This is a genomic window from Haloplanus vescus, assembly GCF_900107665.1.
In the GTDB taxonomy this organism is placed as follows: domain Archaea; phylum Halobacteriota; class Halobacteria; order Halobacteriales; family Haloferacaceae; genus Haloplanus; species Haloplanus vescus.
The window spans coordinates 771899-796470 of the sequence record NZ_FNQT01000001.1; the positions used below are offsets into that span (position 1 = coordinate 771899).

Here is a 24572-nt window from a genome sequence, read left to right on the forward strand (position 1 = left end):
TTAGTTGTCGCGAATCTTCCGCTGGATGTCCTCGACGATGTCGGGGTTGCGGAGCGTCGAGGTGTCGCCGAGTTCCGCTTCGTTGGCGATGTCTTCGAGCAGGCGACGCATGATTTTCCCGGAGCGGGTCTTGGGCAGGTCGGGCGAGAAGACGACGCGTTCGGGACGCGCGATAGGCCCGATGGCGTCTTCGACGCCCGCGATGATGCGGTCACGGAGTTCGTCGGTCTCCTCGTATCCGTCCTCGGTGATGACGTAGGCGTAGACGGCCTCGCCCTTGACGGGGTGGTCGCCGCCGACGACGGCGGCCTCTGCCACGCCCTCGACGCCGACGATGGCGGATTCGATTTCCATCGTCCCGAGGCGGTGCCCGGAGACGTTGAGGACGTCGTCGACGCGGCCGAGGACGGTGACGTACCCGTCCTCGTCGAGTTTGGCGCCGTCCTCCGGGAAGTAGACCCAGTCCTCGGGGTCGTCGGAGTCAGTGTCGGAGTATTCGGCCCAGTACTCCTCGATGTAGCGCTCGTCGTTCTTATACAGCGTCCGAAGCATGCCGGGCCACGGCTTGTTGACGGTGAGATAACCGGCGCGTCCGGCGCCGACCGCCTCGCCGTTGGTGTCGACCACGTCGGCGTCGATGCCGGGGAGCGGCGGACCGGCGGAGCCGGGTTTCATGTCCTTGACGCCGGGGAGCGTCGTCACCATCATACCGCCCGTCTCCGTCTGCCACCAGGTGTCGACGATGGGGCAGTCCTCGTTCCCGATGTGCTTGTAGTACCACTTCCACGCCCGCGGGTTGATGGGTTCGCCGACGGTGCCCAGCAGTCGCAGACTGGACAGGTCGTGCTGGTCGGGGTACTCCGCGCCCCACTTCATGAACGCTCGAATCGCGGTCGGAGCGGTGTACAGCTGGGTCGCCTCGTACTCCTCGACGATTTCCCAGAGGCGGTCGCGGTCGGGGTGGTCCGGCGTCCCCTCGTACATCATCGTCGTCGTCCCGAGCGTGAGCGGGCCGTAGACGATGTAGGTGTGGCCGGTAATCCAACCGATGTCGGCAGAACAGAAGTAGGTGTCATCGGGCTTGACGTCGAGGACGGCTTGGCTCGTCCACGCGGCCCAGGAGAGATAGCCACCCGTGGTGTGTTTGACGCCCTTGGGCTGGCCGGTGGTCCCCGAGGTGTACATCAGGAACAGCATGTCCTCGGCGTCGCGCTGGACCGGGTCGACCGTCGCGCCCTCGTGGTCGGCGATGAGGTCGTCGTAGGTGTGCTGGTTGTCGGCGTAGTCGTGACCGAAGCCGTCGCCGTCGCGGAGTCGCTCGGTGACGATGACGTCCTCGACCTCGTGTTCGACGCCGGATAGGCCCTCGTTGGCCTTCTCGAGGTGGTCGAGGGGGTCGCCGCGACGATAGTAGCCGTCACACGTGACCAGATACTCGGAGTCGGCGGAGTTCATCCGCGTCGCGAGGGCGTCCGCCGAGAAGCCCGCGAACACGACGCTGTGGGGTGCGCCGATGCGCGCACACGCAAGCATCGCGATGGGCAGCTCGGGAATCATCGGCATGTACATCGTCACGACGTCGCCCTCGCCGACGCCGAGGTCACGGAGCGCAGCGGCGCACTCGTTGACCTCGCGGTGGAGCTCCTCGTAAGTGAACGACCGGTCGTCCTCGTCGACGGGTTCGCCCACCCACTCGATGGCCGTCTCGTCACCGCGCTCGTCGAGGTGGCGGTCCAGACAGTTTGCCGACGCGTTCAGTTTGCCGTCGGTGAACCACTCGTAGAACGGCGGGTTCGAATCATCGAGCACCTGGTCGTACTCCTCGTCCCACTCGAGGAGGTCGGCCGCCGCTTCCCAGCAGTCGGGCCAGTTCTCCTCGAACTCCTCGTAGATGCCGGGGTCCGAGACGTTCGCCTGCTCGACGAACGAATCGGACGGCTCGAACACCGCCTGCTCAGCGAGGCGTGCCTCCAGTTCGATGTCGTCGTCGTCGGACATAACTCACGGTAGAGTTTCCAATCATTCGTGATAAACCTACGCCATCCGTTCTCGACGGCGTGTCAGCCGTCCTGTCTGTCGATTTGCCGAGGCCAAATCAGGCCGAATCGGCGAGCACAGCGGGCGGAGACCGTCGGTATTTGCGGGAACCCGAACCATACAGAAGGCTTTTGATTGGTCCGGCGATACTTCAACCCAGCATGCCTGCGGACTTCAACTGGGCAATCGGTGGTGAAGCCGGCGACGGCATCGATTCCACCGGGAAAATCTTCGCCCAGGCGTTATCGAGGGCCGGTCGGCACGTGTTCACGTCGAAGGACTTCGCGTCGCGTATCCGCGGTGGGTACACGGCGTACAAAGTCCGCACGTCAGTATCGCAGGTACAGAGTGTCGTCGACCGGTTGGACGTGCTCATCGCACTCACCCAACGGACCATCGACGAGAACCTCGACGAACTCCACGAGGGGAGCGTCATCATCTACGACGGGGACCGCACCACGATGGCGGACGTCGAAATTCCGGACGAGGTCATCGGCCTCGACGTCCCCCTCAAGGGCCTCGCGGAGGAGGCCGGTGGGGCCATCATGCGCAACGTCGTCGCCCTCGGCGCGGCGTGTGCGGTGAGCGACTTCCCCCTCGAGAACTTAGACAGCGCACTCGAGAAGCGCTTCGGCGACAAGGGGTCGGCCATCGTCGAGAACAACATGACGGCGGCTCAGAAGGGCCGTGACTACGTCCGGGAGAACTACGACCACGAGTACGGCTACGACCTGGAGTGTACCGACGAGAACTACGTCCTCCTGAACGGCGACGAGGCCATCGGCATGGGCGCCATCGCCGGTGGGTGTCGGTTCTACGCCGGCTACCCAATCACGCCCGCGACGAACGTGATGGAGTACCTCACCGGGCGAATCGAGCGCTACGGCGGCCACGTCGTGCAGGCCGAGGACGAACTGTCGGCCATCAACATGGCCCTCGGCGCGGCCCGCGCCGGCGCGCGGTCGATGACCGCCACTTCCGGCCCCGGCATCGACCTCATGACCGAGACGTTCGGCCTCGTCGCCACCAGCGAGACGCCGCTGGTCATCTGTAACGTGATGCGCTCGGGACCGTCGACGGGGATGCCGACCAAACAGGAGCAGGGCGACCTGAACGCCATGCTTTACGGCGGCCACGGCGAGGTGCCGCGGTTCGTCCTCGCGCCGACGACCATCGCCGAGTGTTTCCACAAGACCGTCGAGGCGTTCAACCTCGCGGAGAAATACCAGATTCCGGTGTATCTCACCGCCGACCTCTCGCTTGCGGTCACGGAACAGACCTATCCGCCCGAGGAGTTCGACATGGACGCCGTCGAAATCGAACGCGGGAAGGTCGTCGACGAGGAGACGGTCGGCGAGTGGCAGGACGAGGAGGGGCGGTTCAAACCCCACGCCATCACCGAGGACGGCATCAGTCCGCGGGCCTTCCCCGGCACCGAAGGCGGGGTTCACATGTCGACCGGCCTCGAACACGACGAACTCGGGCGCCGGACCGAGGAGACGGGGATGCGCGTCGACCAGGTCGACAAGCGCACCCGCAAGGTCGAGACGGCGAAAGAACGCGAACCCTTCGAGGCCCGCGAATTCGGCGACCCCGACGCGGAGACACTCGTCGTCTCGTGGGGGTCGAACGAGGGTGCGATGACCGAGGCGATAGAGTACCTCGACGAGGAAGGCATCGACGTTCGATTCCTCTCGGTGCCCTACATCTTCCCGCGGCCCGACCTGACCGAGGCCATCGAGGACGCTGAGACGGTCATCGTCGTGGAGTGTAACGCGACGGGGCAGTTCGCGGACCTGATCGAACACGACGCGCTGACGCGGGTGACGCGTGTCAACAAGTACGACGGCGTCCGCTTCAACGCGGACGAACTCGCGGAGCGAATCGGTGCGATTCTGGCCGACGACACGGAGGTGGCTGCATGAGTTCCAACGTTCGATTCACTGACTTCAAGTCCGACGCACAGCCGACGTGGTGTCCGGGATGCGGCGACTTCGGCACCATGAACGGGATGATGAAAGCCCTCGCCGAAACCGGCAACAGCCCCGACGAAACGTTCGTCGTCGCGGGCATCGGCTGTTCCGGGAAAATCGGGACCTACATGCGCTCCTACGCCCTCCACGGCGTCCACGGCCGCGCGCTCCCCGTCGGCGCGGGCGTCAAACTCGCCAACCCCGACATCGAGGTGATGGTCGCGGGCGGCGACGGCGACGGCTACTCCATCGGCGCCGGACACTTCGTCCACGCCGTCCGCCGCAACATCGACATGACCTACGTCGTCATGGACAACCGCATCTACGGCTTGACGAAGGGGCAGGCCTCGCCGACCAGTCGCGAGGACTTCGAGACGTCGACGACGCCGGAGGGGCCACAGCAGCCGCCGGTCAACCCCCTCGCCCTTGCGTTCGCCGCGAGCGGAACCTTCATCGCGCAGTCGTTCTCGACGGACGCCCAGCGCCACGCCGAAATCGTCAAGGAAGCGGTCGAACACGACGGCTTCGGCTTCGTCAACGTGTTCTCGCCCTGCGTGACGTTCAACGATGTGGACACGTACGACTACTTCCGTGACTCCATCGTCGACCTGGCGGAGACGGACCACGACCCGACCGACTATGAGGACGCCCGCTCGCGCATCCTCGACCCAGGCACGGAGTATCAGGGGATCCTCTACCGTGAGGAGGACTCGGTCCCCTACGAGGAGAGCCACGGCGTCGACGCCGATATGACCGACATCCCCGACGGTGCTCCCGAGGACGCGACCGACCTCGTCCGCGAGTTCTACTGATACTGTCGGCTGGACGTCGACAGGACGAGCGCTCGCACACCACCCTCTTCCTCCGCGGTTAGCAAGACTGATTACGCTCTCGGGGTATCGAGAGATATGTCCGACCGTTTCGACGTGATCGTCGCTGGCGCGGGGCCTGCCGGGGCCCAATGCGCCCGCGACATCGCGCAGCGGGGGTACGACGTCCTCGTTCTCGAAGCCGAGCCCGAAGACGACTTCCCGCGTCAGAGCAACAAGTCGACCGCCGGTACGTTCCCCTCCATGATGGCCTCGTTCGGCGTGCCGGACGAGGTGGTGATGAACTACACCGACGACGTGGTGCTGGAGTCGCCGAACCACCATTACGTCCAGCACCAACCGGGCGCTGTCCTCGAGTTCGCTGAGTTCAAACAGTGGCTCGTCGCGGAGGGGCGCGAGGAGGGCGCGACTTACCACTTCGACTCGCGCGTCAATGGCCCGATTATGGACGACGGAACGATTGCCGGCGTCCGCTACGCGGGTGGCGAGGAGGCCTACGCCGACATCGTCGTGGACGCGACGGGCCCGGCGGCACCGCTGGCGAAGGAACTCGGCGTCAGCGATTTGGACCGCAAGCATCAGGCCATCGGCATCGAGTGGGAGATGGACGGCGTCGAGGTCAACCACCCCGACTACGCCGACCTGACCGACACGATGATGCTCCGACTGGACCACAACTACGCCCCCGGTGGCTACGCGTGGATATTCCACACCGGCGGCGACACCGCGAAGGTCGGACTCTGTTACATTCAGAACGAGAGCCACGAGCAGTACGGCAAAGATGGCGCGGCCATCGACGACTACCTCCATAGCTGGCTCGACACCGACCCGCGCTTTGCAGACGCCGAGCGCATTTCAGGCAAGCAGCAACACCGCGGCTCGGCACACATTCAGATGCCCGGCAGTCTGTGTACGGATAGTTTCATGGCCATCGGCGACACCGTCCCGACCATCGACCCCCTGTGGGGCGAGGGAATCCACAAGGGGATGAAGTCGGGGCGGATGGCCGCCATCACCGCCGACCGCTGTTTCACGGAGGCAGACCCCGACACCTCCGCGGAGGCGATGTCGGTCTACAGCAAACTCTGGCACAGCGAGGTTGCACCCCGGATGCGCGAGCGCCTCCTGATGACAGAGTTGCTCTATCTCGCGCCCAACGAGCGCTACGACACGCTGCTGTCCGACCTCCGGGACGCCGACAGCGACATGCTGGCGAAGGCCAACGCCGGCAACGTCGGTGCAATGTTGCGCCTTCTCCACCTGCGCGACGTGCCCCTGCTCGGGAAGTTCGCGAAGGAGCGACTGACCGGCGGGTAGCACGTAGCGGCACGAACCTGCGGTTCCGCAACTCCTTTTGGCGCCTCGGCCTTCATTTTGGCTATGTCTCAGTCCCCGATAGACGAGATGCCGAGCCTCGGCCTCGGAACGTGGCAGAACACCGACCCGGCGGCGTGTGCAGACAGCGTCGCGACGGCGCTCGAGATGGGCTATCGCCACATCGACACCGCACAGGCGTACGACAACGAGGAGTCCGTCGGCGACGGCCTCGAACAGGCCGACGTGCCTCGCGAGGACATCTTCCTCGCGACGAAGGTGTGGATAGACAACCTCGCGGCCGACGACGTGGTCTCGTCGACCGAGGAGAGCCTCGACAAGCTCGGCGTCGACTACGCGGACCTGCTGTACGTCCACTGGCCGGCGGGCGAGTACGACGCCGAGGAGACGCTGGCGGCGTTCGACCAGCTCTACGACGACGGCCTCATCGAGCGAATCGGCATCAGTAACTTCCAGCCGGAGCAGGTGGCGACGGCCATCGACACGGCCGACGCGCCCATCTTCGCCAACCAAATCGAGTGTCACCCACTCCTGCCCCAGGAGGACCTTCGCGAAGCCTGTGCCGACCACGGTGTCGACGTGGTGGCGTATTCGCCGCTCGCCCGCGGCGAGGTGTTCGACGTGCCCGAGATTCAGGAGGTCGCCGAGAAACACGACGCCAGCGAGGCGCAGGTGTCGCTCGCGTGGCTCCACGAGAAGGACGTCACCCCGATTCCGAAGGCGACCGGCGAGGAACACATCCGCGACAACTGGGCGTCGCGGACGCTCGACCTCGACGCCGAGGACGTGGCGACCATCGACAACATCGACCAGCGCGACCGGAAGGTCGACCCCGACTTCTCGCCCTGGTAATCAGGAGCGGTCCGCCGGTTCGGTGTCGCTCTCGACCGCCTCGGGATGGTCCGACGCGACTTTTGCGGCCACGCGAACGCCGACCAGCGAGACGACGATGGCCGACACCACGAACACCGCGAGTCGCTGTGTCGGGTGAACGGTGAGTCCCGCCACCTGCAGATGCGAGAGAGCGTTCTCGCGTTCGAGGAAGTAGCCCGCGAAGCCGCGGACGACGAGACCGAGTGCGATGACGCCGAAGGGCACGTTGAGATATGGGCGGGGGATGTGGCCCGCCTCGATGAGTTCATCAAGGAGGCGCCCGGCGCTCGCGGTGAGTGCCGCCAGGGCCAGCCACGGGATACTGCTGTAGAAAAACTGCATGGCCGGAACGAGGACGACGCCGTCGCTGATTGGCGAGACGGCGAGGCCGCCGAGAAAGATGCCGACAAGGGCGAGACCGGCGGCGACGGCGTAGGTGACGACCGACACCTGTCCCGAGTAGAGGGCGTCCTGTATCTGGTCGGGGAGGCGAGCGAGATAGACGTCGATAGCGAGACCCTTGTAGAGCACCGCCGCGCCGAGTAGCGAGGCGAGACCGGCGAGGGCGACGCCGACGGAGAACCGCACGAGCAACGCTGGCAGGAGGAGGAGGCCCACGCCCAGGGGGACGAGCACCGTCGAGCGGAGTTGCTCGTCGGCGAGGAACTGCTTGAGGAGGTAGTACGTGGACTCGATGTCGCGGGCCTGCCGGACGACGACGCGGTCGACGGAGTCGACGGGGAGACGACTCTCCACGATGGGGACCAGTCGTTCGTCCTCGGCGCTGTCGGTGACGATGATGGCTGATTCGGGGTCGTGGCGGTCGATGAGCGTGTCTAACTGGGCGGCGACCGACCGGTCGGCACCGACGGCGGAGTCGCCGGACCCAGAGACCACGGCGATGACTGCCGACTCGCCGTCTGCGCGGAGGTCACGCGTGATTCGCAGGCCTTCGAGGAGGCAGTTGACCGTCGAATCCTCGGGGTCGGCGAGGCCGACTTCTGTCACCAACGAGCGTACCGCGTCCCACCCATCGACTGGCATCGACACGCCGACGGTCCGGCCGATATCGTCGGCGCGGTCGACACACAGCACCAGCGTGGTCACAGGTTCGAGAACTATCTACTGGAATAAATATTACTCGGCGAGCGGTCAGAATCGGAGGTCGAACTCGTCGTCGGTGAGGACGCTCGCCGCGCCGGCGCCCGCGGCGTACGCGACGGCCGTCGCCCCGCCGCGGAGTCGGGCGGCCAACCCCTGTTCCGGGGCGAACTCGCGGACCGACACCGACTCGTCGAGCAAGTCCTCGACGTGGTCTGTCACGTCGTCCCGGTCGCCGAGGGCGTCGACGAGGCCGTTGTCGCGGGCATCCTCGCCGAGGAACACGCGGGCCTCCGTCTCGCGCACCGTCTCGGGGTCCATGTCGCGCCCCTCGGCAACGCGTTCGACGAAGTCGTCGTAGAACCCATCGATGAGTCCCTGGAGGTACTCACGGTCGTCGTCGGAGAGCTCTTTCAGGGGCATCCCGGCGTCCTTGTACTTGCCCGCGGCGAAACGCTCGTAGGAGACGCCGAGGTCCTCGGCGAGTTCGGAGACGTTGACCCGAGAGCCGATGACGCCGATACTGCCGACGATGCTCGCGCGCCGCGCCCAGAGCTCGTCACACCCGCTGGCGATCCAGTACCCACCGCTCGCACAGGTGTCGGTCGCGAAGGCGACTGTCGGCCCATCGAACGCCATCGCGGCGTTTCGAATGTCGTCGCTCGGGACGACCTCTCCGCCAGGCGTGTTGAGTTTCACCAAGAGGGCGTCGACGGCGTCGTCCTCGTCGGCGCGTTCGATCTGTTCGACGATGTCGTCGGCGGGGGTGCCGATGGCGCCGCCCGGGAGGGGGCCGGGAGCGCCCCCGTCGCGAGTGATAGGGCCCTCGACAGGGACTTCGGCGACGTTGTACGTCGGGAACACCGAGTCGGCGAGGGTCGTCGCGATGCGGCCCGCGAGGACGACGAGGCCGAGGACGACGAGGACGCCGAGGAAGTCGGCGAGCGATTCCGGAACGGCGACGAAGAGCACGAAGCCGAGGACGGCGGCGAGGAGGGCCCCGCCGGCGACGACCACGAGGCGGCCGAGTTCGTCGACATCACTCACGCTGTCTCACCATAGGCACCGCTGGGGAGCGGATGCGTATAAAAACACGCACGTCGAGTGCGACGCGCGTCGTCGGTAAAGAGAGAGTTAGTCGGCGATTACAGCAGCCCCGTCTTCTGGAGCTTCATCAGGTCCTCGGTGTCGAGGGTTTCGCCTTCCTTGAACTTCTGGTAGATTTCTTCGGCCTCTTCCTTGGCGGCCTCGCGTTCGGCCTCGCGCTCGTCTTCCTGCTCTTCTTCCTCTTCCTTGTCGAGTTCGCGCAGGCGCTTCTGGACGCGGACGAAGTCCTCGTGGTGGCGGTCAGCCGCTTCCTGGGCCTCGACGAAGAGTTCGTGCATCTCGTCGGCCTTGTCACGAATCTCGTCGGCCTCGCGGTAGGCCTCGATCATCTGGTTGTGATGTTCCTGGGCCTTGTCCGCGAGCTCCGTCACTTCCTGGTGGTGCTGGGACGCTTCGGAGCGGACCTCCTCGGCCTCCTCAACGAGCTCTTCGAGCTCGCTCGCGTCGTCGAGTTTTTCCTTTCGCTGCTGATACTCTTCGCGCTTGTCCTCGATTTTCTCGATGAGTTCGCGCTCGTCCTCGGCGCTCAGCACTTCCGTCTGCTGTCGGAATTCGAGCTGTTCGATCTCCTCTTCGAGCTCTTCGAGGTCCTTGCCGTCGCCGAGCTCGAGGTCCTGTTTCAGCTCCTCGACCTCGTCGAAGAGTTCGTTGGCCTTCGCGTTCAGCTCGTTCCGGCTCTCCTTGTGCTCTTGAACCTGCTCGTTGAGGTCGTCGCGCTGTTCGCGGTGCTCCTGTGCTTCGTCGACCTTCTCTCGGGTCTCGGCGTTGAGGTCGTCGCGCTTGGACGCGCGCTCCGACGCCATCTGGTTGAGCTCGTTCCGTCGGTCACGGAGCTGGCCCGCGAGCTTGATGAGCTGGCCCTTGGAGTCGTTTTCGAGCTGGTCGTCGGTGAGGTTGACGTTGTTCTCCTCTTTGAGGGGGTCGATGTCGAATTCGTCGAGTACTTCTTCTGTTGTTACCATTGTTGAAACCTCGATACCATCGCTCCGGCGATACTGGCGGCTCTGCGTGCTTCGACCGGCCGTGTATAAGAATTTCCGATCATTCTGCGTGCGATGCCGCCAAGACGCCGAAGGCGCGTTGGTACTAACAGATACACGGGACATATGTATAAGTGCTTCGGTGGTCCGACCGCTGTGAAACGGTACCAAGACGCCCGAAAACGGGCGTGTGAATGATTCACACTAACTACCAATAGTATATAAATGAACGACGGCCGGTCAGACCACTTTCACTTTCACTCCGGGGTTGGCTCGGCTTCATGTCGGTGGGACAACTATCCCGAAGTATGCTCGAGAACCTCACCAGCACGTGCGAGGCGGCCGGCTGTGACCGGTCCCTGGACGACGACGCGCTCATCCTCCGGATGCAGACGGAGTCAGGAGAGCGCCGGGCTTACGAGTGTGCCTGCGGTGCGGTGACGGTGACGGTCGTTCGCGGGTGAGCGGCGGGACGAATCGGCACCGCTATCGGTAGGCGACGCCGTGAGTCGACCATGCGCGAAGTCATTCGAGCGCACGGCCACGAACACGTCGCCGCGACCCACGAAACCACGTTCGAACTGACGACCGACGACTGGTTGACGCCCGCGGGCGACTGCATCGTCGGCATCGAGGCCGACCGCGCGCCGTCGGACTTCGACGACGACTTCGTCGCCGCCTGTCGCGACCCCGACGCGACGATTACCCTCACGCTCGAGACGGAGACGGCGAGCCAGACGGTGCAGGCCCGCGGCCATCCCGACCTCACCTTCGAGAGCGACCGGAGCGCAGTCGTTCGCACCAGCACGTACGTCGACGACCGGACCATCGCCGTCGGCGCCGACGCCGCGGCGACGGACCTCGACCGTGACCTCATCGCCGACCTCGACGCCGACGGCACGCTCACCTGCACGCTGTCCGTGTGACGCCGCGTTTTTGACGCCGCCATCCCTACGCCCGCCATGGCTGACGAACCCGCAGCGAACGTCAGCGGCGGTTCGGACGGCGGCGGCATCGACACGCGCTTCGCGTCGGGCGACCCCGACACCCGGGCCGAAGCCGTCGTCGATGCCCTCGGCGACCGCTACTGGCAGAAGACCTACGGCGGCCGCGACGCCCTCCCCTGTCTCGTGCGGACGATTCTGAGTCAGAACACGACCGATACCGCCAGCCAACCGGCCTTCGACGCCCTCGTGGAGCGCTACGACGGCGACTTGGCGGCGACACTCGCGACGGCCGACCACGACGAACTCGCGGACACCATCGCCAGCGCCGGCCTCTACAACCAGAAGGCGCGAGCCATTATCGAGGCCGCCGAGGAAATCATCGCCGAGTTCGGCGACGCCGACGCGTTCGACGCGTTCGTCCGCGAAGGCGACCCGGCGACGGTCCGTGACCGCCTCCTCGACATGCGTGGCGTCGGCCCGAAGACCGCCGACTGCGTCCTGCTGTTCGCCGGCGGCCAGAACGGCGTCTTCCCCGTCGATACGCACGTCCACCGCATCGCCCGCCGGATGGGACTGGCGCCCCCCGACGCCGACCACGAGGGCGTTCGGGCGGCGCTGGAAGCGGCCGTTCCCGAAGCGAAGTGTGGCTTCGGGCACACGGCGATGATTCAGTTCGGTCGGGAGTTCTGCGCGGCCAGAAAACCGGCCTGTCTCGACGGCCTCGACGCCTGTCCGCTCGCCGACCAGTGTGACCGCGTCGGCGTCGACCCAGACGCGGGGACCAGCGTCGACCCCACGGAGACGACCTGACGCTACGCGGACGGACCCTGGTAGGAGTAGTCGCCGAACCCGAGGAGCGGCCAGAAGACAAACCCGAGGAACCAGAGCCCGAGTGCGAATCCGAGTCCCTGTCCGAAGGCCCGCGAGACGCCGGCAAACATCCGGTACAGGGCGTACAGGTTTACGATGGGGACGAAGAAGACGAGCAGCCACCACCAAGCGTTGTCGCCGATTTTGAGCATGATGTACGTGTTGTAGATGGGGATAATCGCCGCCCATCCAGGCTGGTCTGCCTTCACGAAGGCCTTCCACGTTCCGGCGATGTAGGCCACGACCAGTGCGAGATACACTATCGAGAGCAGGATTCCACCTGCACCACCGCCCCCCTGTTGGAGGGCAACTGCCATATCAGTAAGTGGCATACACGCGCGTTTCTACGCCAATCATATAAAATCAGACGTGTAACGTCGCGTACCAGAACGCATCCGAACCGTCGGACGGCGGCGGCTACTTGAACCGGAAGGTCTCGAGGTTCTTCGGCGCGAACGTCCGCATGTTGTAGTCGTGATAGAGCGCCGAGGAGAGGTCCTGCACGGAGCGTTCGTCGCCGTGGACACAGAGCACCTTCTCCGGGCGTGGGTTCATCGTCTTGACGAAGTTTTCGAGGCCCTGTCGGTCGGCGTGGCCGGAGAAGCCGTCGACCGTTTCGACGCCCATGTTGAGCGAGAGGGTGTTGCCGCGGCCGCCACGGCCGCCGCGCTCGTTCATCGGAATCTCGTCCCAGCCGTTCTGAATCCGGCGGCCGAGCGTCCCCTGTGCCTGATAGCCGACGAAGACGAGGTTCGAGTCCGGGTCGGGACCGATGTGGCGAAGCCAGGACATGATGGGCCCGCCGGTGACCATCCCCGACGTAGAGAGGATGATCGCCTGATCGCCGTCGGCGACTTCTTGCCGTTCGTCCTCGCCCGCGTCGATGTGGTTGAACTCCTCGGCGAGGAAGGGGTTCTCGTCCTCGTGGAAGATGCGGTCCCGAAGGTCGTCACGCAGGTACTCGGGGTAGGTGGAGTGGATGGCCGTCGCCTCCCAAATCATCCCGTCGAGGTGGACGGGCATCTTCGGAATCTTCCCGCTCCGCATCGCCTCCTCGAGGACGAGCATAATCTCCTGTGACCGCCCGACTGCGAACGCGGGAATAACGACTTTCCCCCCCTGCTCGTACGTCTCGTTGATGATTTCGAGCAGGTTACGTTCGGAGTCCGCTTGGTCGGTCTGGTAGTCGTTGCGCCCGCCGTAGGTGGATTCGAGGACGAGTGTCTCGACGCGAGGGAAGTCGTTGACGGCGCCGTTGAACAGACGCGTGTCCTCGTAGTGGATGTCGCCCGAAAACGCGACGTTGTAGAGGCCGTCGCCGATGTGGAAGTGAGAGACGGCAGAACCGAGGATGTGACCCGCGTTGTGGAACGTGAGTTTCACGTCGGGCGCGATGTCGGTCACGTCGCCGTACTCCAGCGGGATACAGTGTTTGATCGCCTCGCGGACCATCTCGCTGTCGTAGGGCGGGGTACGACCCTCCTTCGCGGCCACGTCGAGGTAGTCCAGCGTGAGCAGACCCATCAGGTCGCGCGTCGGTTCGGTACAGTAGATGGGGCCGTCGTAGCCGTACTTGAACAGGAGCGGAATGAGCGCGGAGTGGTCGAGGTGGGCGTGGGTCAGGACGACGGCGTCGATGGAGTTGAGCGGTGCCGCTTCGGGCACTTGGAGGTAGGGCACCTCGCCCTCGGCGCCGGGCTTGTCGCCGCAGTCGACGAGAACGCGCGTCTCCGCCGTCGAGATGATGAAGCTCGCGCGCCCGACTTCGCGACAGCAACCGAGCGTGGTGATGCGAACCCACTGGTCGTCGGACATCTCCTCGCGGTGAATCTGGCGCCCCACGCGTTCGAGGATGTCGCGTCGCTCCTCGCGTTCCTGCTTGAGGAAGTTGCGGACGTTCGAGACGGTGGAGGATTCGATGGGCGGCGTGCGGACGACTTCGGGCGTCCAGCCGATGGCCTGCGTAATCTCGCGGAGGGTCGACCCGTGCCGGCCGATGACCATCCCCGGCTTTTCGGCTTCGATGACGACTTCGCCGGTGTCGGCGTGGAAGTCGAGGTCGGTGACCCCGGCGTCGTCGGGGATGACGTCTCGGAGTTGCTCGCGGGCCGCGTCCACGTCCATCAACACGTCGGGGTCGGGACGGACCGTGATGCGCTTGCGGAGTTTGCTCGCGAGTTTCCGAATCAGGTCGCCGTCGCTGGCGAAGTCCTTCGGGTCGCGCGTGTACACGACCAGTTCCGGGCCCTCGTATTTGACATCAGAGACGGAGATGCCCGGCGGTAGTTCGTCCTCAATCGTTGCTTTCAGGTCCTCGAGTTGCTTGTCTACGGAGCTCATGGGTGCCGGTGGTAAGCCCTCCCGAGGGTCGTTCGTGGCCGATGGTCAGTCGTGACCGGCGACGAGTGTCGACGGTCGTTCGTCACTGTCGTACCGTGTGTAGGCATCGGTGAACGCCCTGTCTGGGAGGTGCTCGACTGCGGGAAGAGGCAGCGAAAACCCGCTTGAGTCACCCTATCAGTCCAGTATTATAAAAGCCTTCGCAAACTCGAAGGAATTGGCCCTCGCACTGCCGGTATGGAACTCACACCGGCGAGAGTTCGAGACGAGTACGACTGGGTTCACGGCCGGGCGCCCACCACGGTGACGCTCATCGACGACACGCGCACCCGCCTCGCCGACGCGTTCGGCGTCGAGGTGGGGTCGGTCACGGTCGAGGCGTATCGCGACGAGGTAGACGCCGTCTTCGCGGACGGCGACCGCGCGGTCAACGTCGCCGCCTACGTGGCCATCCTCCGCGACCTCGATGTCGAGGGCGACTACCCGGGCTTCGTCGTCGACGAAGTCCTCGGCCGAGAGCTGGCGGGGACCATCGCCGGAGGCGAGCCACTCGGCCTCCTCGCGCAGGCCACCTTCCACATCGCGGACGTGTTGATCCACAGCGACGGGGGTGCGGGAGTCGACGACCTGGACGCCGCCCTCGCGGCTGGGTTCCAGACTCGCCTGCCAGGGTGGGCGTGGACCGAACGTGACAGCCCGTTCGCCGTCGGGAACGATTAACTGCCGCCGGGCCGACGAGCGAGGTATGCAACCGAAGACCGTCCTCATAACGGGCTGTTCGTCCGGCATCGGTCGTGCGACTGCGGAGGCCTTCCTCGACGAGGACTGGGAGGTGTACGCCACGGCGCGCAACCCCGCGGACATCGAGACGCTCGGGGACCGTGGCTGCACCATCGCCACCCTCGACGTGACCGAACCCGACGACATAGAGCGCGTCGTCGACCGGATGCTCGACGAACAGGGACGGATAGATTGCCTCGTCAACAACGCCGGCTACGCGCAGTTCGGCCCGCTGGAGGACGTGCCGACCGACGCCGTCCACGACCAGTTCGACGTGAACGTCTACGGCCCGCATCGACTGATTCGGGCCGTCCTCCCCCACATGCGACGGCGGCGCGAGGGAACCATCGTCAACGTCTCCAGCGTCGCCGGGCGACTCTCCTTCCCCGGCGGCGGCGTCTACTGCGGGTCGAAGTTCGCACTCGAAGCCATGACCGATGCGCTCCGCTCAGAGGTGGCCGAGTACGGCATCGACGCCGTCCTCGTCGAACCGGGGCCGGTCGACACCGGCTTCACCGAACGCGCCGAGGAGGAACTCTCGGGCGTGGAGCGCTCGGGCGCCTACGAGTCCTTCTACGGCGTGTTCGAGGACACGCAGGCCATCGGCGGCGGCGGACTGGGCGCGGTGTCGCCGGAGCGCGTCGCCGAGGACATCCTGAACGCCGCGAGTTCGACCAAGCCCGCGAGCCGCGTCCCCGTCGGGACGCTCGCCCGCGTGACCGTCCTCGGGCGGTTCGTCCCCGACTCGCTCCGTGACCGCGCGTTCGGCCTGCTGGACCGCCTCCGCTAGGCCAGACACGCCGCGACGACGCGCAGGGCGCGTTCGCCCCGCACCTCGTCGGCGAGGAGGGGGACGCGCTTCACGTCGTGACCGCGGAAGAGGTCGGTCGCCCGTCGGAGCGCACGCTGTTGCACGTCCCAGCGTCGCTGGCAGAACTCGCAGTCCTCCAGGTTCGGCGAGACGACCCACTCGGGGTCGACCTCTGCTACGTCCGCGAGGTCCTCCATCACGCGGTTGACGACGATGGTGTTGACGGGGATGTCGAACTCGTCCAGCCGAGCCACGAGTCGTTCGGATTCGACGACGCTCATCTCCTCGGGCACCATCACCACCCGGAAGTCGGTGCGCGTGGGGTCCTGCAGGACGTCACGGAGGCGTTCGATGCGGTCGCTGAGTTCGTCGAGGTCCGGTCCCTCCTCGCCCTCGTCGCCGACGCCGAACATGCCCTTGAATCCCTCCATCATCCCCGAGAACTTCTCGCGCATCGAGAGCAGGCGCCCGACCATCGAGTCGAGCACCTCGGGGAGTTCCAGCAGTCGGAGGGTGTGACCCGTGGGCGCCGTGTCGATGACCACCCGGTCGAATCGGGGGTCGTCGAGATACTCCAGCAACTGTCGCATCGCGGCCGCCTCGTCGGCGCCGGGCATCGACCCGCCCATCAGCGGGTCGACCGCGTCCTCACCGAGGGCGTCGCCGATGTCACCCAAGCCGCCGAGTGGGGCGTCGTCGACGCCGATGCCGCCCTCGCCGAGCATCCCCTCCTCCATCGCCGCTTCGGGGTCGATTTCCGCCGCCCACAGCGGGCTGTCGTCACGGATTCGCGTCGGCCGCGGCGGGATGTCGACGTCGAGCGTGTCCGAGAGGGAGTGAGCGGGGTCCGTCGAGACGACGAGCGTCGCGGTGCCGTCCGCGGCGGAGGAGAGCGCCGTCGCCGCCGCCATCGTCGTCTTGCCGACGCCGCCCTTGCCGCCGTAGAGGACGTACTCCGGCGCGTCGACGCCCTCGGGGAGGTCGGTCGCTGCCTCGACATCGATGTCGGCGTCTTCGTGTTCGACCACCTCGCCCTCGGTCGCGTCGTCCTCGACTTCGTCGACTGCCTCGACGTCTATATCGCTCATATCGGGCGCAACAGGGCGAGATACCTGTACCCGTCGATACGGGGAAGACACTTACTCATGGGTGCGGGAGAGACGACCATGTCCCCCGCCCGCCAAGCAGTCGCCGCCCTCGTGGTCCTCGTCGCAGTGACTGGCTGTCTTGGGACTGGGTCGCCGGACGCGACGCCCACCCCCACGGCCACCGCCAACACGGACTGTCCGCCCGCGCTGACCGTCTACGAAGTCGGGGCGGAGCCAACCGACCCCGACAGCGCCGCCGACTACGCGAACCTCACCGCCGACCAGCAGGCCACCTTCCACGAGGCGCGCAACGGGAGCGTCGAATCGTTCGACCGAGAGTGGTACGACATCGACCTCGTGGCCTACGAGGGGACGTACTACCGCGCGGGGGTCGTGGTCTGTTAGAAGTCGTAGTCGGCCAGTCGCTCGGCCGCTTCCTCGGCCCGCGGGGTGACGAGCGCGAACCGGACCCATTCGTCGTGCGTGCCGAAGGTGTCGCCCGGCATGCAGGCCACGCCCGCCTCGTCCACGAGGCGTTCGACGTTCTCCAGCGTCCCGGGGAAGCCCTCGAAGCGCGCGAAGACGTAGAACGCGCCCTCGGGGACGATGTACTCCGCGCCCGCGGCGTCGAGGGCGTCGGTGAAGGCGTCGATTCGCTCCCGCAGGAGGTCACGCGACGCCTCGTAGTACGCTGCGTCGGTCTCTCGCAGGGCACGAAGCACCGCGACCTGTGACGGGCGAGCGCTGGTGACGTTCACGAGCATGTGCCGCGTGCGCGCGTCGTCGACGAGCCACGACGGGAAGACAGCGTAGCCGACGCGAAGCCCCGTCACGGCCATCGACTTCGAGAAGGAGTTGGTGACGACGACGTGGTCCGCATCGAAGGCGAGGGCGCTCTCGAACCGCCCGGAGTAGTCGTAGTGGTCGTACACCTCGTCCGAGAGGAGGAGGGCGTCGTTGTCGGCGGCGATGTCGACCATCGCCTCCATCGTCTCGGCGTCGTACACCGCGCCGGTGGGGTTGTTCGGCGAGTTGATGAGGATGGCCGCGGTGTCGTCGCTCGCGGCGTCGGCCATCGCGTCCACGTCGAGGTGACCGTCGTCGCCGACGGGGACGAGGCGTACGTCCGCGCCGAGCATCTTCGCCTTCCCGGGGTAGTAGGGGTAGACGGGGTCGGTCAGGAGAATCTCCTCGCCCGCATCGCGTTCCATCGCCGCCGCCATGCCGAGGTAGTTCGCCTCGCCCGCCCCGTTCGTGATGACGACGCGATTCACGTCGACGCCGCGTCGGGCCGCAATCTCCTCGCGGAGTTCGCGGAGGCCGTCGCTCGGGGGGTACTGAAACGCGTCCGGGTCGCTGTCGGCGTACTCGCGGAGGCCGTCACGGAGCGCGGTCGGTGGCTCCCAGTCCGGGCCGCCGCTCACCAGGTCAATGACGTCGCGGTCCGCGTCCGCCGCGTACTGCATGACGTGAAAGAAGAGTGGCGTCTCGTAGTCCATGGTCGGTCTGTGACCGGCCGGCAAATCCCTCTTTCGCTCCCGACAGCTTCGTGAAGGGTGGGGTCGAAGGCAGGCACAGATGAACAAAGAAGGACACGTACTCAACGCGGCGCTGTTGAGTATCGGCCTCGGGATCGTGCTCGTGTGGCCGACGACGCCCGGCGTCGACACGGCGCTCGAAACCGTCGAGATGATAGCCAAGCTCTCCGTCCCGGTCGTCCTCGGCGCACTCTTCCCGGACGTGGACACCGCCTTCGGCAAGCACCGCAAGACCCTCCACAACCTGTTCGTGTTGGGCATCGTCGCCGGCTACCCCATCGTGTTCGACAACCTCCAGTTCGTCTGGATCGGCATCGCGACCCACTACCTCCTCGACCTGGTGGGGAGTCGCCGCGGCCTCGCGCTGCTGTACCCGCTGACGAGTCAGGAGTGGGGCCTGCCCTTCGGCGTCACCACGAGTAGCGACTACGCCAACGCGGTCACGGTGCTCGTCACCGGCTTCGAACTCGCCCTCCTCGGCGTCTTTCACGTCTACGTGATGCCACTCGACAGCACCGCAGGGACGATGAGCGCCGTCTTCCTCGGCTAATCAGTACGCCCGTACGTCGTCGAACCGGCCGCCGTACGCGACGTTTCCGGGATGAGTGGGTTCGTCACCCGAGAGGAAGAGGCGGTCGACCTTCTCCCACGAGTTCTCGTAGCCGAGGTGAGCGAACTCCGCGAGACAGCGCAGGCGATGGCTCACGCCGCGCCTGTGAGCGACGCGGCGGGACACGCCGGAGCGAAGCGCCGTGACGAGGTCGGCTTCCGTCTCGACGGCCGTTTCGAGGACTGTCCACGCCTCACCGACCGTCCCGGCGAGGTGAGAGTAGGACGACCCGAAGCCGGGCAGTCCCGTCTCGCTGGCGACAGTGCGCGAGCGACGGTTTTGATAGGTCAGACACTTCGCGTTGTACGTCTCGACGGCGTCGACGACGTCGGCGTTGGTAGCCACATCCCCCCGCGAGCAACTGACGTTCAGCATCTCGGGATGCGGGACGAGGACGGCGGCGCCCTGTCGGTCGAACTCATCGAGTGCGCCGGAGAGCGAGATGAAATCGGGGACGGGGTCGGAGAGCCCGATGGCGAGGACGTGGCGTCGGTCGTGCCACGGCCCGGTGAACACCTCGCGGGCGGGGACGACGAGTAGGTCGTCGTCGGAGAAGCGCTCGGCTCGCGCGCGGATGTCCGGGAGCCGCGTGAAATGCGGCGCGTAGACGAGGACGTCGAGGCCGCGAGCCTTGGCCCGGGAGACGACACGCTCGTCGAGCGTTTTGACATGCATATCTACGCGGGTCGAATCGGCCGACGTCACGAGCGACAGTGGATGGACGGCGAAGTTATGGGTTGCTATTCGAGAAGACTATCGCTCGTCGGAGTCGAGGACGCGAATCTGGTCGCCGCGGACGGTGACCGGAATCGGGACCGTTGCCTCGTAGAGTTCGACCGTCACCTGGTCCTTGCCCTCGTCGATGCGCTGGACGCGGGCCTTCTCGCCCTTGAACGGCCCAGCGATGAGCTCGACGATGTCGCTCTCGGCGATGCCCTCCACGTCCGGCGTGGGCGAGAGGAAGTGCTCCACCTCGGTGAGCGAGGACTTGCCGGGGACGATGCTCCGAGCGTGGGGAATCTCGTCCATCACGCGTTCGAGGACGGCGCTGTTGTCCGCCTCAACCATGACGTAGCTGGTGAGGGAATCCGGCGCGAGGACGGCGTGTACCTCGTCTTCCTCACGGCTGGCGATCATGTCGGCGACGGTGCGTTCCTGACTGGCCGTGGTTTTGACAGCGAAAATGCCCATCTTAGATGCCTCCGGGGAGCACGGTCATGACGGCGAAGATGACGAACCCCATGAGACCGATGAGGAAGATACCCGCCCCCGCGACTTTGGCAATCTGCGAGAACTCGTTCCACGACGGCGTGCTCGCCATCTTGAGCACGCGGACGTAGCTTGCGAGGTCGTATTTGACGTCCATATCGTCGCTACGTGAGCCGGCTTTTTCTATCTATTGATAAACTGCGCCCGCGCATCGCCCTCGTTCGCGCGTCGACCCGGTGCACAGACCCGTCAGGAATCGGTCGCGTCGTCCCGCGGGAGGTCAACCGTGACGACTGTCCCCTCGGGGTCGTTATCCGCGATGGTCAGTCGGCCGCCGAATCGCGAGACCAGCGTGTCGGCCAGATACAGACCGAACCCCTGCCCGTCCCGTTCCTGCGGGTCGAAGATGCGCTCCCGTTCGGCCTCGTCGATGCCCGGGCCGTTGTCGGCAACGTGCGTCGAGACGGTGGTTTCCGTCGTCTCCACGCGGACGGTCACCGTCGGCGTCGCCTTGTCGTTGTGTTCGACGGCGTTCTGAAGCAAGTTCTCGAAGACGTTGCCCACCGCCCGGTTCGCCATCACGGGAGCCTCGTCCGGGATGTCGGCGGTCACCTCGGCGTTCGGGAAGCTCCGGCGGAGGTTCTCGACGCGTTCGGAGAGCATCGGCGACAGGTCGACCGGTTCGATGTCCGCTTCGCCGACGAAGGTGTTGGCGTACAAGCGGAAGTCCTGCACCATCTCGGAGGGGTCCTCGGACCGCGTTTCGATGGTTTCCGCCTGCGCCTGTAGCGATTCGTCGTCCAGTTCCGTCCGGACGAGTGTGGCGTGTCCCTGGACGATGTTCAACCCGTTGAGGAACTCGTGGCGTAACGTCCGGTTCAAGAACGCGAAGGCGTCTCGCGTCCGTCGAACGTGCGCGGCGTCGTACTGCGTCCGTTCGTACAGGTAGCCGAACAGCGACCCCACGAGGAGGCCGCTACTCATGCTCACCAAGAGTTCGAGTTGCCCCTCCGAAAACGAGCGGCCTTCGGCGAGACGGATGAGAATCGTCGTCGCCGTGATGAGCGTCAGGACGAGCAGTCCGCCGACCGCCCACCCGACGATGTGTTGCCCGGCCCGGTCGTCGACCCAATCCGTGCAGTGGAACCGTACGCCGGTGTACATCACTGTGAGACAGAGTCCCGTGCCGAGCAGGAAGGCGAAGAGAGGCGGAATGACGACGGGGAGCGTCCGCAGTTCGACGGCGAAATTCCAGAGGAATCCGAGCCAAACGAGCAGACCGAACGCGCTGATGACCAGCGGCCAACGTCCGTCGTCGCCGCCGAGTCGCCGACCGGTTCTCACTGTGGGAATAACGCCGCCGACCGGCATATAAGTTAAGACTGGTTCACCAGGGGTTACTGATTCGCACACGCCGCCCGCGCCCGACGGTGACGGCTGGTCGGTGAGTCGCGAGAAAGATGAAAGAACGCCGCCGGCCGCCGAGGATGCCGCGGACCGACTACTCTACGTAGTCGATACCGCCGCCGGTGTCTTCGGGGGTGGTGGCTTCCTCGTCGCCGCGGCCGTAGATCTGTGGCGACTCGACGCCGGTGACGACAATCATCGTCCGCATCGTGCCGTCGAGTTCCTCGTCGATGGAGGTCCCCCAGATGATGCGGGCGTCGGGGTCGATGCGGTCGTAAATCTCCTCGACGACGCCCTCGGCCTCCTCGATGGCCATGTCGGTGCCACCGGTGACGTTCACGAGCGCCGAGTTGGCGCCGGAGATGTCGACGTCGAGGAGGGGCGAGCGAAGCGCCGAGCGGACCGAGTCCTGTGCCTTCTGCTCGGAGTCGCTCTCGCCAAGTCCAATCATGGCGACGCCGCCTTTCTCCATCACCGTCTTCACGTCAGCGAAGTCGAGGTTGACGAGCCCTGGCTTGGTGATGAGTTCGGTGATGCCCTTGACCGAGCGCATCAGCACCTCGTCGGACACCTTGAACGCCTGCCGGACGGGGAGTTTACCCACGGAGTCCAGCAGGCGGTCGTTGGGCACGACGATGACGGTGTCGGCCACGTCGCGCAGGCGTTCGAGGCCCGCTTCGGCGTTGGTGCGCCGAACCTCGCCCTCGGCGGTAAAGGGCGTCGTCACGATGGCAATGGTGAGCGCGCCGGACTCGCGGGCCGCCTCGGCGACGACCGGTGCCGACCCGGTGCCGGTTCCCCCACCGAGACCGGCGGTGACGAACACCATGTCGGAGCCTTCGATGGCCGCGTAGATGTCGTCCTGACTCTCGATGGCGGCCTCTTCACCCACCTGCGGGAGCGACCCGGCGCCGCGCCCGCCGGTCTTCTCCTCGCCCATCAGAATCTTCGTGTCGGCTTGGACGTCGACGAGGTGCTGGACGTCCGTGTTGGCCGCGACGAGGTTGGCGCCCTTGATTCCCTCCTCGGCCATCCGGTTGACCGTGTTGCCGCCGGCGCCCCCACAGCCGACGACCGTGATGTCCGTCTGGAGGTCTTCCAGAACGTCCTGCAGTTCGTCGTCAGTCATCTTGCCGGTGCGATTCGATTCACCCTGTGACGCGTCGGTTACGGGAGTGGCGTCGGCATCGGCCGCGGTCCCATCCCCCGGCTCCTCGGCATCCTCTATTGCATCCTCCACGATGGAGTCCATATATGCACACGCGTTTCGAAGGCAACCACATTATCCTTCCGCCCGTTGTCACGCGCGCGTCTGACGCTCAGCGTGTGAACGCGGCGATATGACGAATTAGAGACGCGTCGCAGTCACTCGTCGGCGCGCACCGTCTCGAACGTCTCGACGCGTTCGGTCCGCACCGCCTCGGGTTCGATTCGCTCGCCGCCGACTTCGACGGCCTGTCCGTCCGCGAGGCGGCCGAACTCGGGGCCCTCTGGCACACCGAGCGTGCGGGCCGCCGCCGGGTCAAACGCCTCCGTCCGGGCGACCACCGACCCGTCCTCGCGGCGCACCTCGTCGTAGGACTCGCGCAGAATCCCGACCAGCGAATCGGTGAGTTCGTCGGCGGCCGCCGCGGGGTCGCTCGCGGGGAAGACGGCCCACCCCGTGGGTCGCGTCCCGCCCTCGGTCGTCTCGAAGGCGACGGTGGCGGCCGCGACGGCCGCGCGCGTCGCTTCGGCGTCGGCACCGTGGGCCGCATCCAGCAGGCCGGTCGGGAGGTCGGCGACGACGATGGCGTCCGCGGGGTCGTCGTCGGACTCGGGCACCACGTCGCCGAATCGAAGCCCCTCGCTCACGGGGGCGACGCGGGATTCGACCGCTTCGACGACGGGGAGGGGGTGCGTGCTCGTCTCCTGAAGCCACGTCTCGGAGACGACGCGACAGCCCAGGTCGTCGAGGACGGAGACGAGGCCCGGTCGGTCGCCCTCGACGAGGGCGTGGTCGGCCGCGCTCGCCTCGACGGCCCGGCGCAGAACGTCTCGGTTGGTGGCGGGGTTGCCCATCGCCTCCAGCCCCCAGTCGGCGCCGACGTGGCCGACGGCCCACGCCGTCTCGCGGACGATGCGACCGAACGTCGGGGCGTAGTGGCCGCCGCCGAAGCCGACGAGCTGTTTCGCCCGGTCGGCGTCGGCGTCGCGGAGGTCGAGGACCGCGCGGGCGACGGCGCGGGCGCCCTCGGGGTCCGACCACTGCGGTTCGTCGCTCCCGAGTTCCACGAACATCGAGGGAACGCCCACGTCGGTCGGGCCGTGATGGGTGCATTCGGTGCCGACCTCGTACTCCTCGGGCGCGTGGCGAGCGAGTGCCTGCACGACCCGCTTTGCGGCGTCGGGGCACGCCCGGGCGAAGTGACCCGGGTCGCCCCCGTACTCCGCGTCGCCGAAGTTGCCGGTGAAGTGCGCGGTCAGGAGCGCCCCCGTCTCGCCCGAGTGTCGGGAGACGACCACGAGGAGGTCCGGGTCGTCGAAGGCCGCGTCGGGGTCGTCGAGGTGGATGTGGAGGTCGTCGAACGTTCGGAGTTCGAAGCCGTCGGTTCGGTAGTAGGTGCCGCCGCCGTCGGCGTCCGGCCGAGCGTCGTCGCGGTGCTCGGTCCAGTCGCCGATATCGAGGAGCGCCTCGCCGATGTGTTCGGAGGCGCTGTCGGCGCGGCTGACGACGATTGCAATCACGACGGAAGT

At 66.2% G+C, this 24572-nt stretch carries 25 protein-coding genes; 11 read left to right on the top strand and 14 right to left on the bottom strand.

Features of this window, described 5'->3' with window-relative positions; translation table 11 throughout:
• Entirely contained in the window at window positions 1-1998 is a 1998-nt protein-coding gene (gene acs, locus BLU18_RS04075) for an acetate--CoA ligase (protein ID WP_092631857.1), read from the bottom strand.
• 200 nt (window positions 1999-2198) lie between these two features.
• On the opposite strand from acs, the gene BLU18_RS04080 reads away from it, so the two are divergent.
• From BLU18_RS04080 to BLU18_RS04095, 4 genes are all read left to right on the top strand, one after another.
• The gene (locus BLU18_RS04080; RefSeq protein ID WP_092631859.1) at window positions 2199-3962 is read left to right on the top strand and encodes a 2-oxoacid:acceptor oxidoreductase subunit alpha; all 1764 of its coding nucleotides are present in this window, start codon (window positions 2199-2201) and stop codon (window positions 3960-3962) included.
• Entirely contained in the window at window positions 3959-4822 is an 864-nt protein-coding gene (locus tag BLU18_RS04085; protein WP_092631861.1) for a 2-oxoacid:ferredoxin oxidoreductase subunit beta, read from the top strand. Before BLU18_RS04080 ends, BLU18_RS04085 begins: the two co-directional genes overlap by 4 nt.
• 96 nt (window positions 4823-4918) lie before the next feature.
• A complete protein-coding gene (locus BLU18_RS04090) occupies window positions 4919-6157 on the top strand; it encodes a digeranylgeranylglycerophospholipid reductase (protein WP_092631863.1) in 1239 nt (412 codons plus the stop codon).
• Window positions 6158-6220: 63 nt separating this feature from the next.
• Window positions 6221-7027 carry an aldo/keto reductase gene (locus BLU18_RS04095; protein WP_394327319.1) on the top strand — a complete coding sequence of 269 codons (807 nt, stop codon included), beginning with the start codon at window positions 6221-6223 and terminating at the stop codon, window positions 7025-7027.
• Here BLU18_RS04095 and BLU18_RS04100 read toward each other — a convergent pair whose 3' ends face one another.
• The 3 genes from BLU18_RS04100 to BLU18_RS04110 form a co-directional block, all read right to left on the bottom strand.
• The gene (locus BLU18_RS04100) at window positions 7028-8155 is read right to left on the bottom strand and encodes a DUF373 family protein (protein ID WP_092631868.1); all 1128 of its coding nucleotides are present in this window, start codon (window positions 8153-8155) and stop codon (window positions 7028-7030) included. It abuts the gene before it with no gap.
• Window positions 8156-8200: 45 nt separating this feature from the next.
• The gene (sppA, locus tag BLU18_RS04105) at window positions 8201-9196 is read right to left on the bottom strand and encodes a signal peptide peptidase SppA (RefSeq protein WP_092631871.1); all 996 of its coding nucleotides are present in this window, start codon (window positions 9194-9196) and stop codon (window positions 8201-8203) included.
• Window positions 9197-9294: 98 nt separating this feature from the next.
• The gene (locus BLU18_RS04110) at window positions 9295-10218 is read right to left on the bottom strand and encodes a coiled-coil protein (RefSeq protein WP_092631875.1); all 924 of its coding nucleotides are present in this window, start codon (window positions 10216-10218) and stop codon (window positions 9295-9297) included.
• 326 nt (window positions 10219-10544) lie between these two features.
• Here BLU18_RS04110 and BLU18_RS14735 point away from each other — a divergent pair, with 326 nt between their 5' ends.
• Genes BLU18_RS14735 through BLU18_RS04120 form a run of 3 tightly spaced genes read left to right on the top strand, consistent with a single transcriptional unit; the run spans window position 10545 to window position 11993 of the window.
• On the top strand, window positions 10545-10700 hold the full coding sequence (locus BLU18_RS14735) for a hypothetical protein (protein WP_176791174.1): 156 nt from the start codon (window positions 10545-10547) through the stop codon (window positions 10698-10700).
• 51 nt (window positions 10701-10751) lie between these two features.
• Entirely contained in the window at window positions 10752-11162 is a 411-nt protein-coding gene (locus tag BLU18_RS04115; protein WP_092631879.1) for a DUF371 domain-containing protein, read from the top strand.
• A gap of 36 nt (window positions 11163-11198) precedes the next feature.
• Window positions 11199-11993: an endonuclease III domain-containing protein gene (locus BLU18_RS04120; protein WP_092631882.1), complete on the top strand. Its 795-nt coding sequence runs from the start codon at window positions 11199-11201 to the stop codon at window positions 11991-11993.
• A gap of 2 nt (window positions 11994-11995) precedes the next feature.
• On the opposite strand, the gene BLU18_RS04125 is transcribed toward BLU18_RS04120, so the two are convergent.
• Together BLU18_RS04125 and BLU18_RS04130 are read right to left on the bottom strand one after the other, a co-directional pair.
• Window positions 11996-12385, bottom strand: a complete 390-nt coding sequence (locus BLU18_RS04125; protein ID WP_092631885.1) for a DUF5684 domain-containing protein — start codon at window positions 12383-12385, stop codon at window positions 11996-11998.
• An 85-nt stretch (window positions 12386-12470) separates the two neighbouring features.
• The gene (locus BLU18_RS04130; protein WP_092631888.1) at window positions 12471-14393 is read right to left on the bottom strand and encodes a beta-CASP ribonuclease aCPSF1; all 1923 of its coding nucleotides are present in this window, start codon (window positions 14391-14393) and stop codon (window positions 12471-12473) included.
• Between the two features lie 237 nt (window positions 14394-14630).
• Between BLU18_RS04130 and BLU18_RS04135 the strand changes: the two genes are divergently transcribed.
• Window positions 14631-15113: a DUF7984 family protein gene (locus tag BLU18_RS04135; RefSeq protein WP_092631891.1), complete on the top strand. Its 483-nt coding sequence runs from the start codon at window positions 14631-14633 to the stop codon at window positions 15111-15113.
• A gap of 25 nt (window positions 15114-15138) precedes the next feature.
• Window positions 15139-15963: an SDR family oxidoreductase gene (locus BLU18_RS04140; RefSeq protein ID WP_092631894.1), complete on the top strand. Its 825-nt coding sequence runs from the start codon at window positions 15139-15141 to the stop codon at window positions 15961-15963.
• Here BLU18_RS04140 and BLU18_RS04145 read toward each other — a convergent pair.
• Window positions 15960-17072, bottom strand: a complete 1113-nt coding sequence (locus BLU18_RS04145; RefSeq protein ID WP_092631897.1) for an ArsA family ATPase — start codon at window positions 17070-17072, stop codon at window positions 15960-15962. The two genes, BLU18_RS04140 and BLU18_RS04145, sit on opposite strands and share 4 nt — an antisense overlap.
• A gap of 78 nt (window positions 17073-17150) precedes the next feature.
• Between BLU18_RS04145 and BLU18_RS04150 the strand changes: the two genes are divergently transcribed.
• Window positions 17151-17477 (top strand): DUF7979 domain-containing protein, encoded by a 327-nt coding sequence (locus BLU18_RS04150; RefSeq protein ID WP_143025223.1) that lies wholly within the window; start codon window positions 17151-17153, stop codon window positions 17475-17477.
• On the opposite strand, the gene BLU18_RS04155 is transcribed toward BLU18_RS04150, so the two are convergent.
• Window positions 17474-18571, bottom strand: coding sequence for a pyridoxal phosphate-dependent aminotransferase (locus BLU18_RS04155; RefSeq protein ID WP_092631903.1), 1098 nt, complete (start codon window positions 18569-18571; stop codon window positions 17474-17476). The genes BLU18_RS04150 and BLU18_RS04155 overlap by 4 nt on opposite strands.
• Window positions 18572-18650: 79 nt before the next feature.
• Here BLU18_RS04155 and BLU18_RS04160 point away from each other — a divergent pair, with 79 nt between their 5' ends.
• Window positions 18651-19160 (top strand): metal-dependent hydrolase, encoded by a 510-nt coding sequence (locus tag BLU18_RS04160; RefSeq protein ID WP_092631906.1) that lies wholly within the window; start codon window positions 18651-18653, stop codon window positions 19158-19160.
• Here the strand turns inward: BLU18_RS04160 and BLU18_RS04165 are convergent, their stop codons facing one another.
• From BLU18_RS04165 to BLU18_RS04190, 6 genes are all read right to left on the bottom strand, one after another.
• On the bottom strand, window positions 19161-19895 hold the full coding sequence (locus BLU18_RS04165) for a PHP-associated domain-containing protein (protein ID WP_092631910.1): 735 nt from the start codon (window positions 19893-19895) through the stop codon (window positions 19161-19163).
• Window positions 19896-19973: 78 nt separating this feature from the next.
• Complete coding sequence (locus BLU18_RS04170; protein ID WP_092631914.1) at window positions 19974-20411, bottom strand: transcription elongation factor Spt5; 438 nt, start codon at window positions 20409-20411, stop codon at window positions 19974-19976.
• A 1-nt stretch (window position 20412) separates the two neighbouring features.
• Entirely contained in the window at window positions 20413-20586 is a 174-nt protein-coding gene (locus BLU18_RS04175; protein ID WP_092631917.1) for a protein translocase SEC61 complex subunit gamma, read from the bottom strand.
• Between the two features lie 92 nt (window positions 20587-20678).
• Window positions 20679-21773 (bottom strand): sensor histidine kinase, encoded by a 1095-nt coding sequence (locus BLU18_RS04180; RefSeq protein WP_176791175.1) that lies wholly within the window; start codon window positions 21771-21773, stop codon window positions 20679-20681.
• Between the two features lie 157 nt (window positions 21774-21930).
• Window positions 21931-23088 (bottom strand): cell division protein FtsZ, encoded by a 1158-nt coding sequence (gene ftsZ, locus BLU18_RS04185; RefSeq protein WP_092631924.1) that lies wholly within the window; start codon window positions 23086-23088, stop codon window positions 21931-21933.
• Between the two features lie 113 nt (window positions 23089-23201).
• Window positions 23202-24563: a D-aminoacyl-tRNA deacylase gene (locus BLU18_RS04190; protein ID WP_092631928.1), complete on the bottom strand. Its 1362-nt coding sequence runs from the start codon at window positions 24561-24563 to the stop codon at window positions 23202-23204.
• Window positions 24564-24572: the final 9 nt, after the last annotated feature.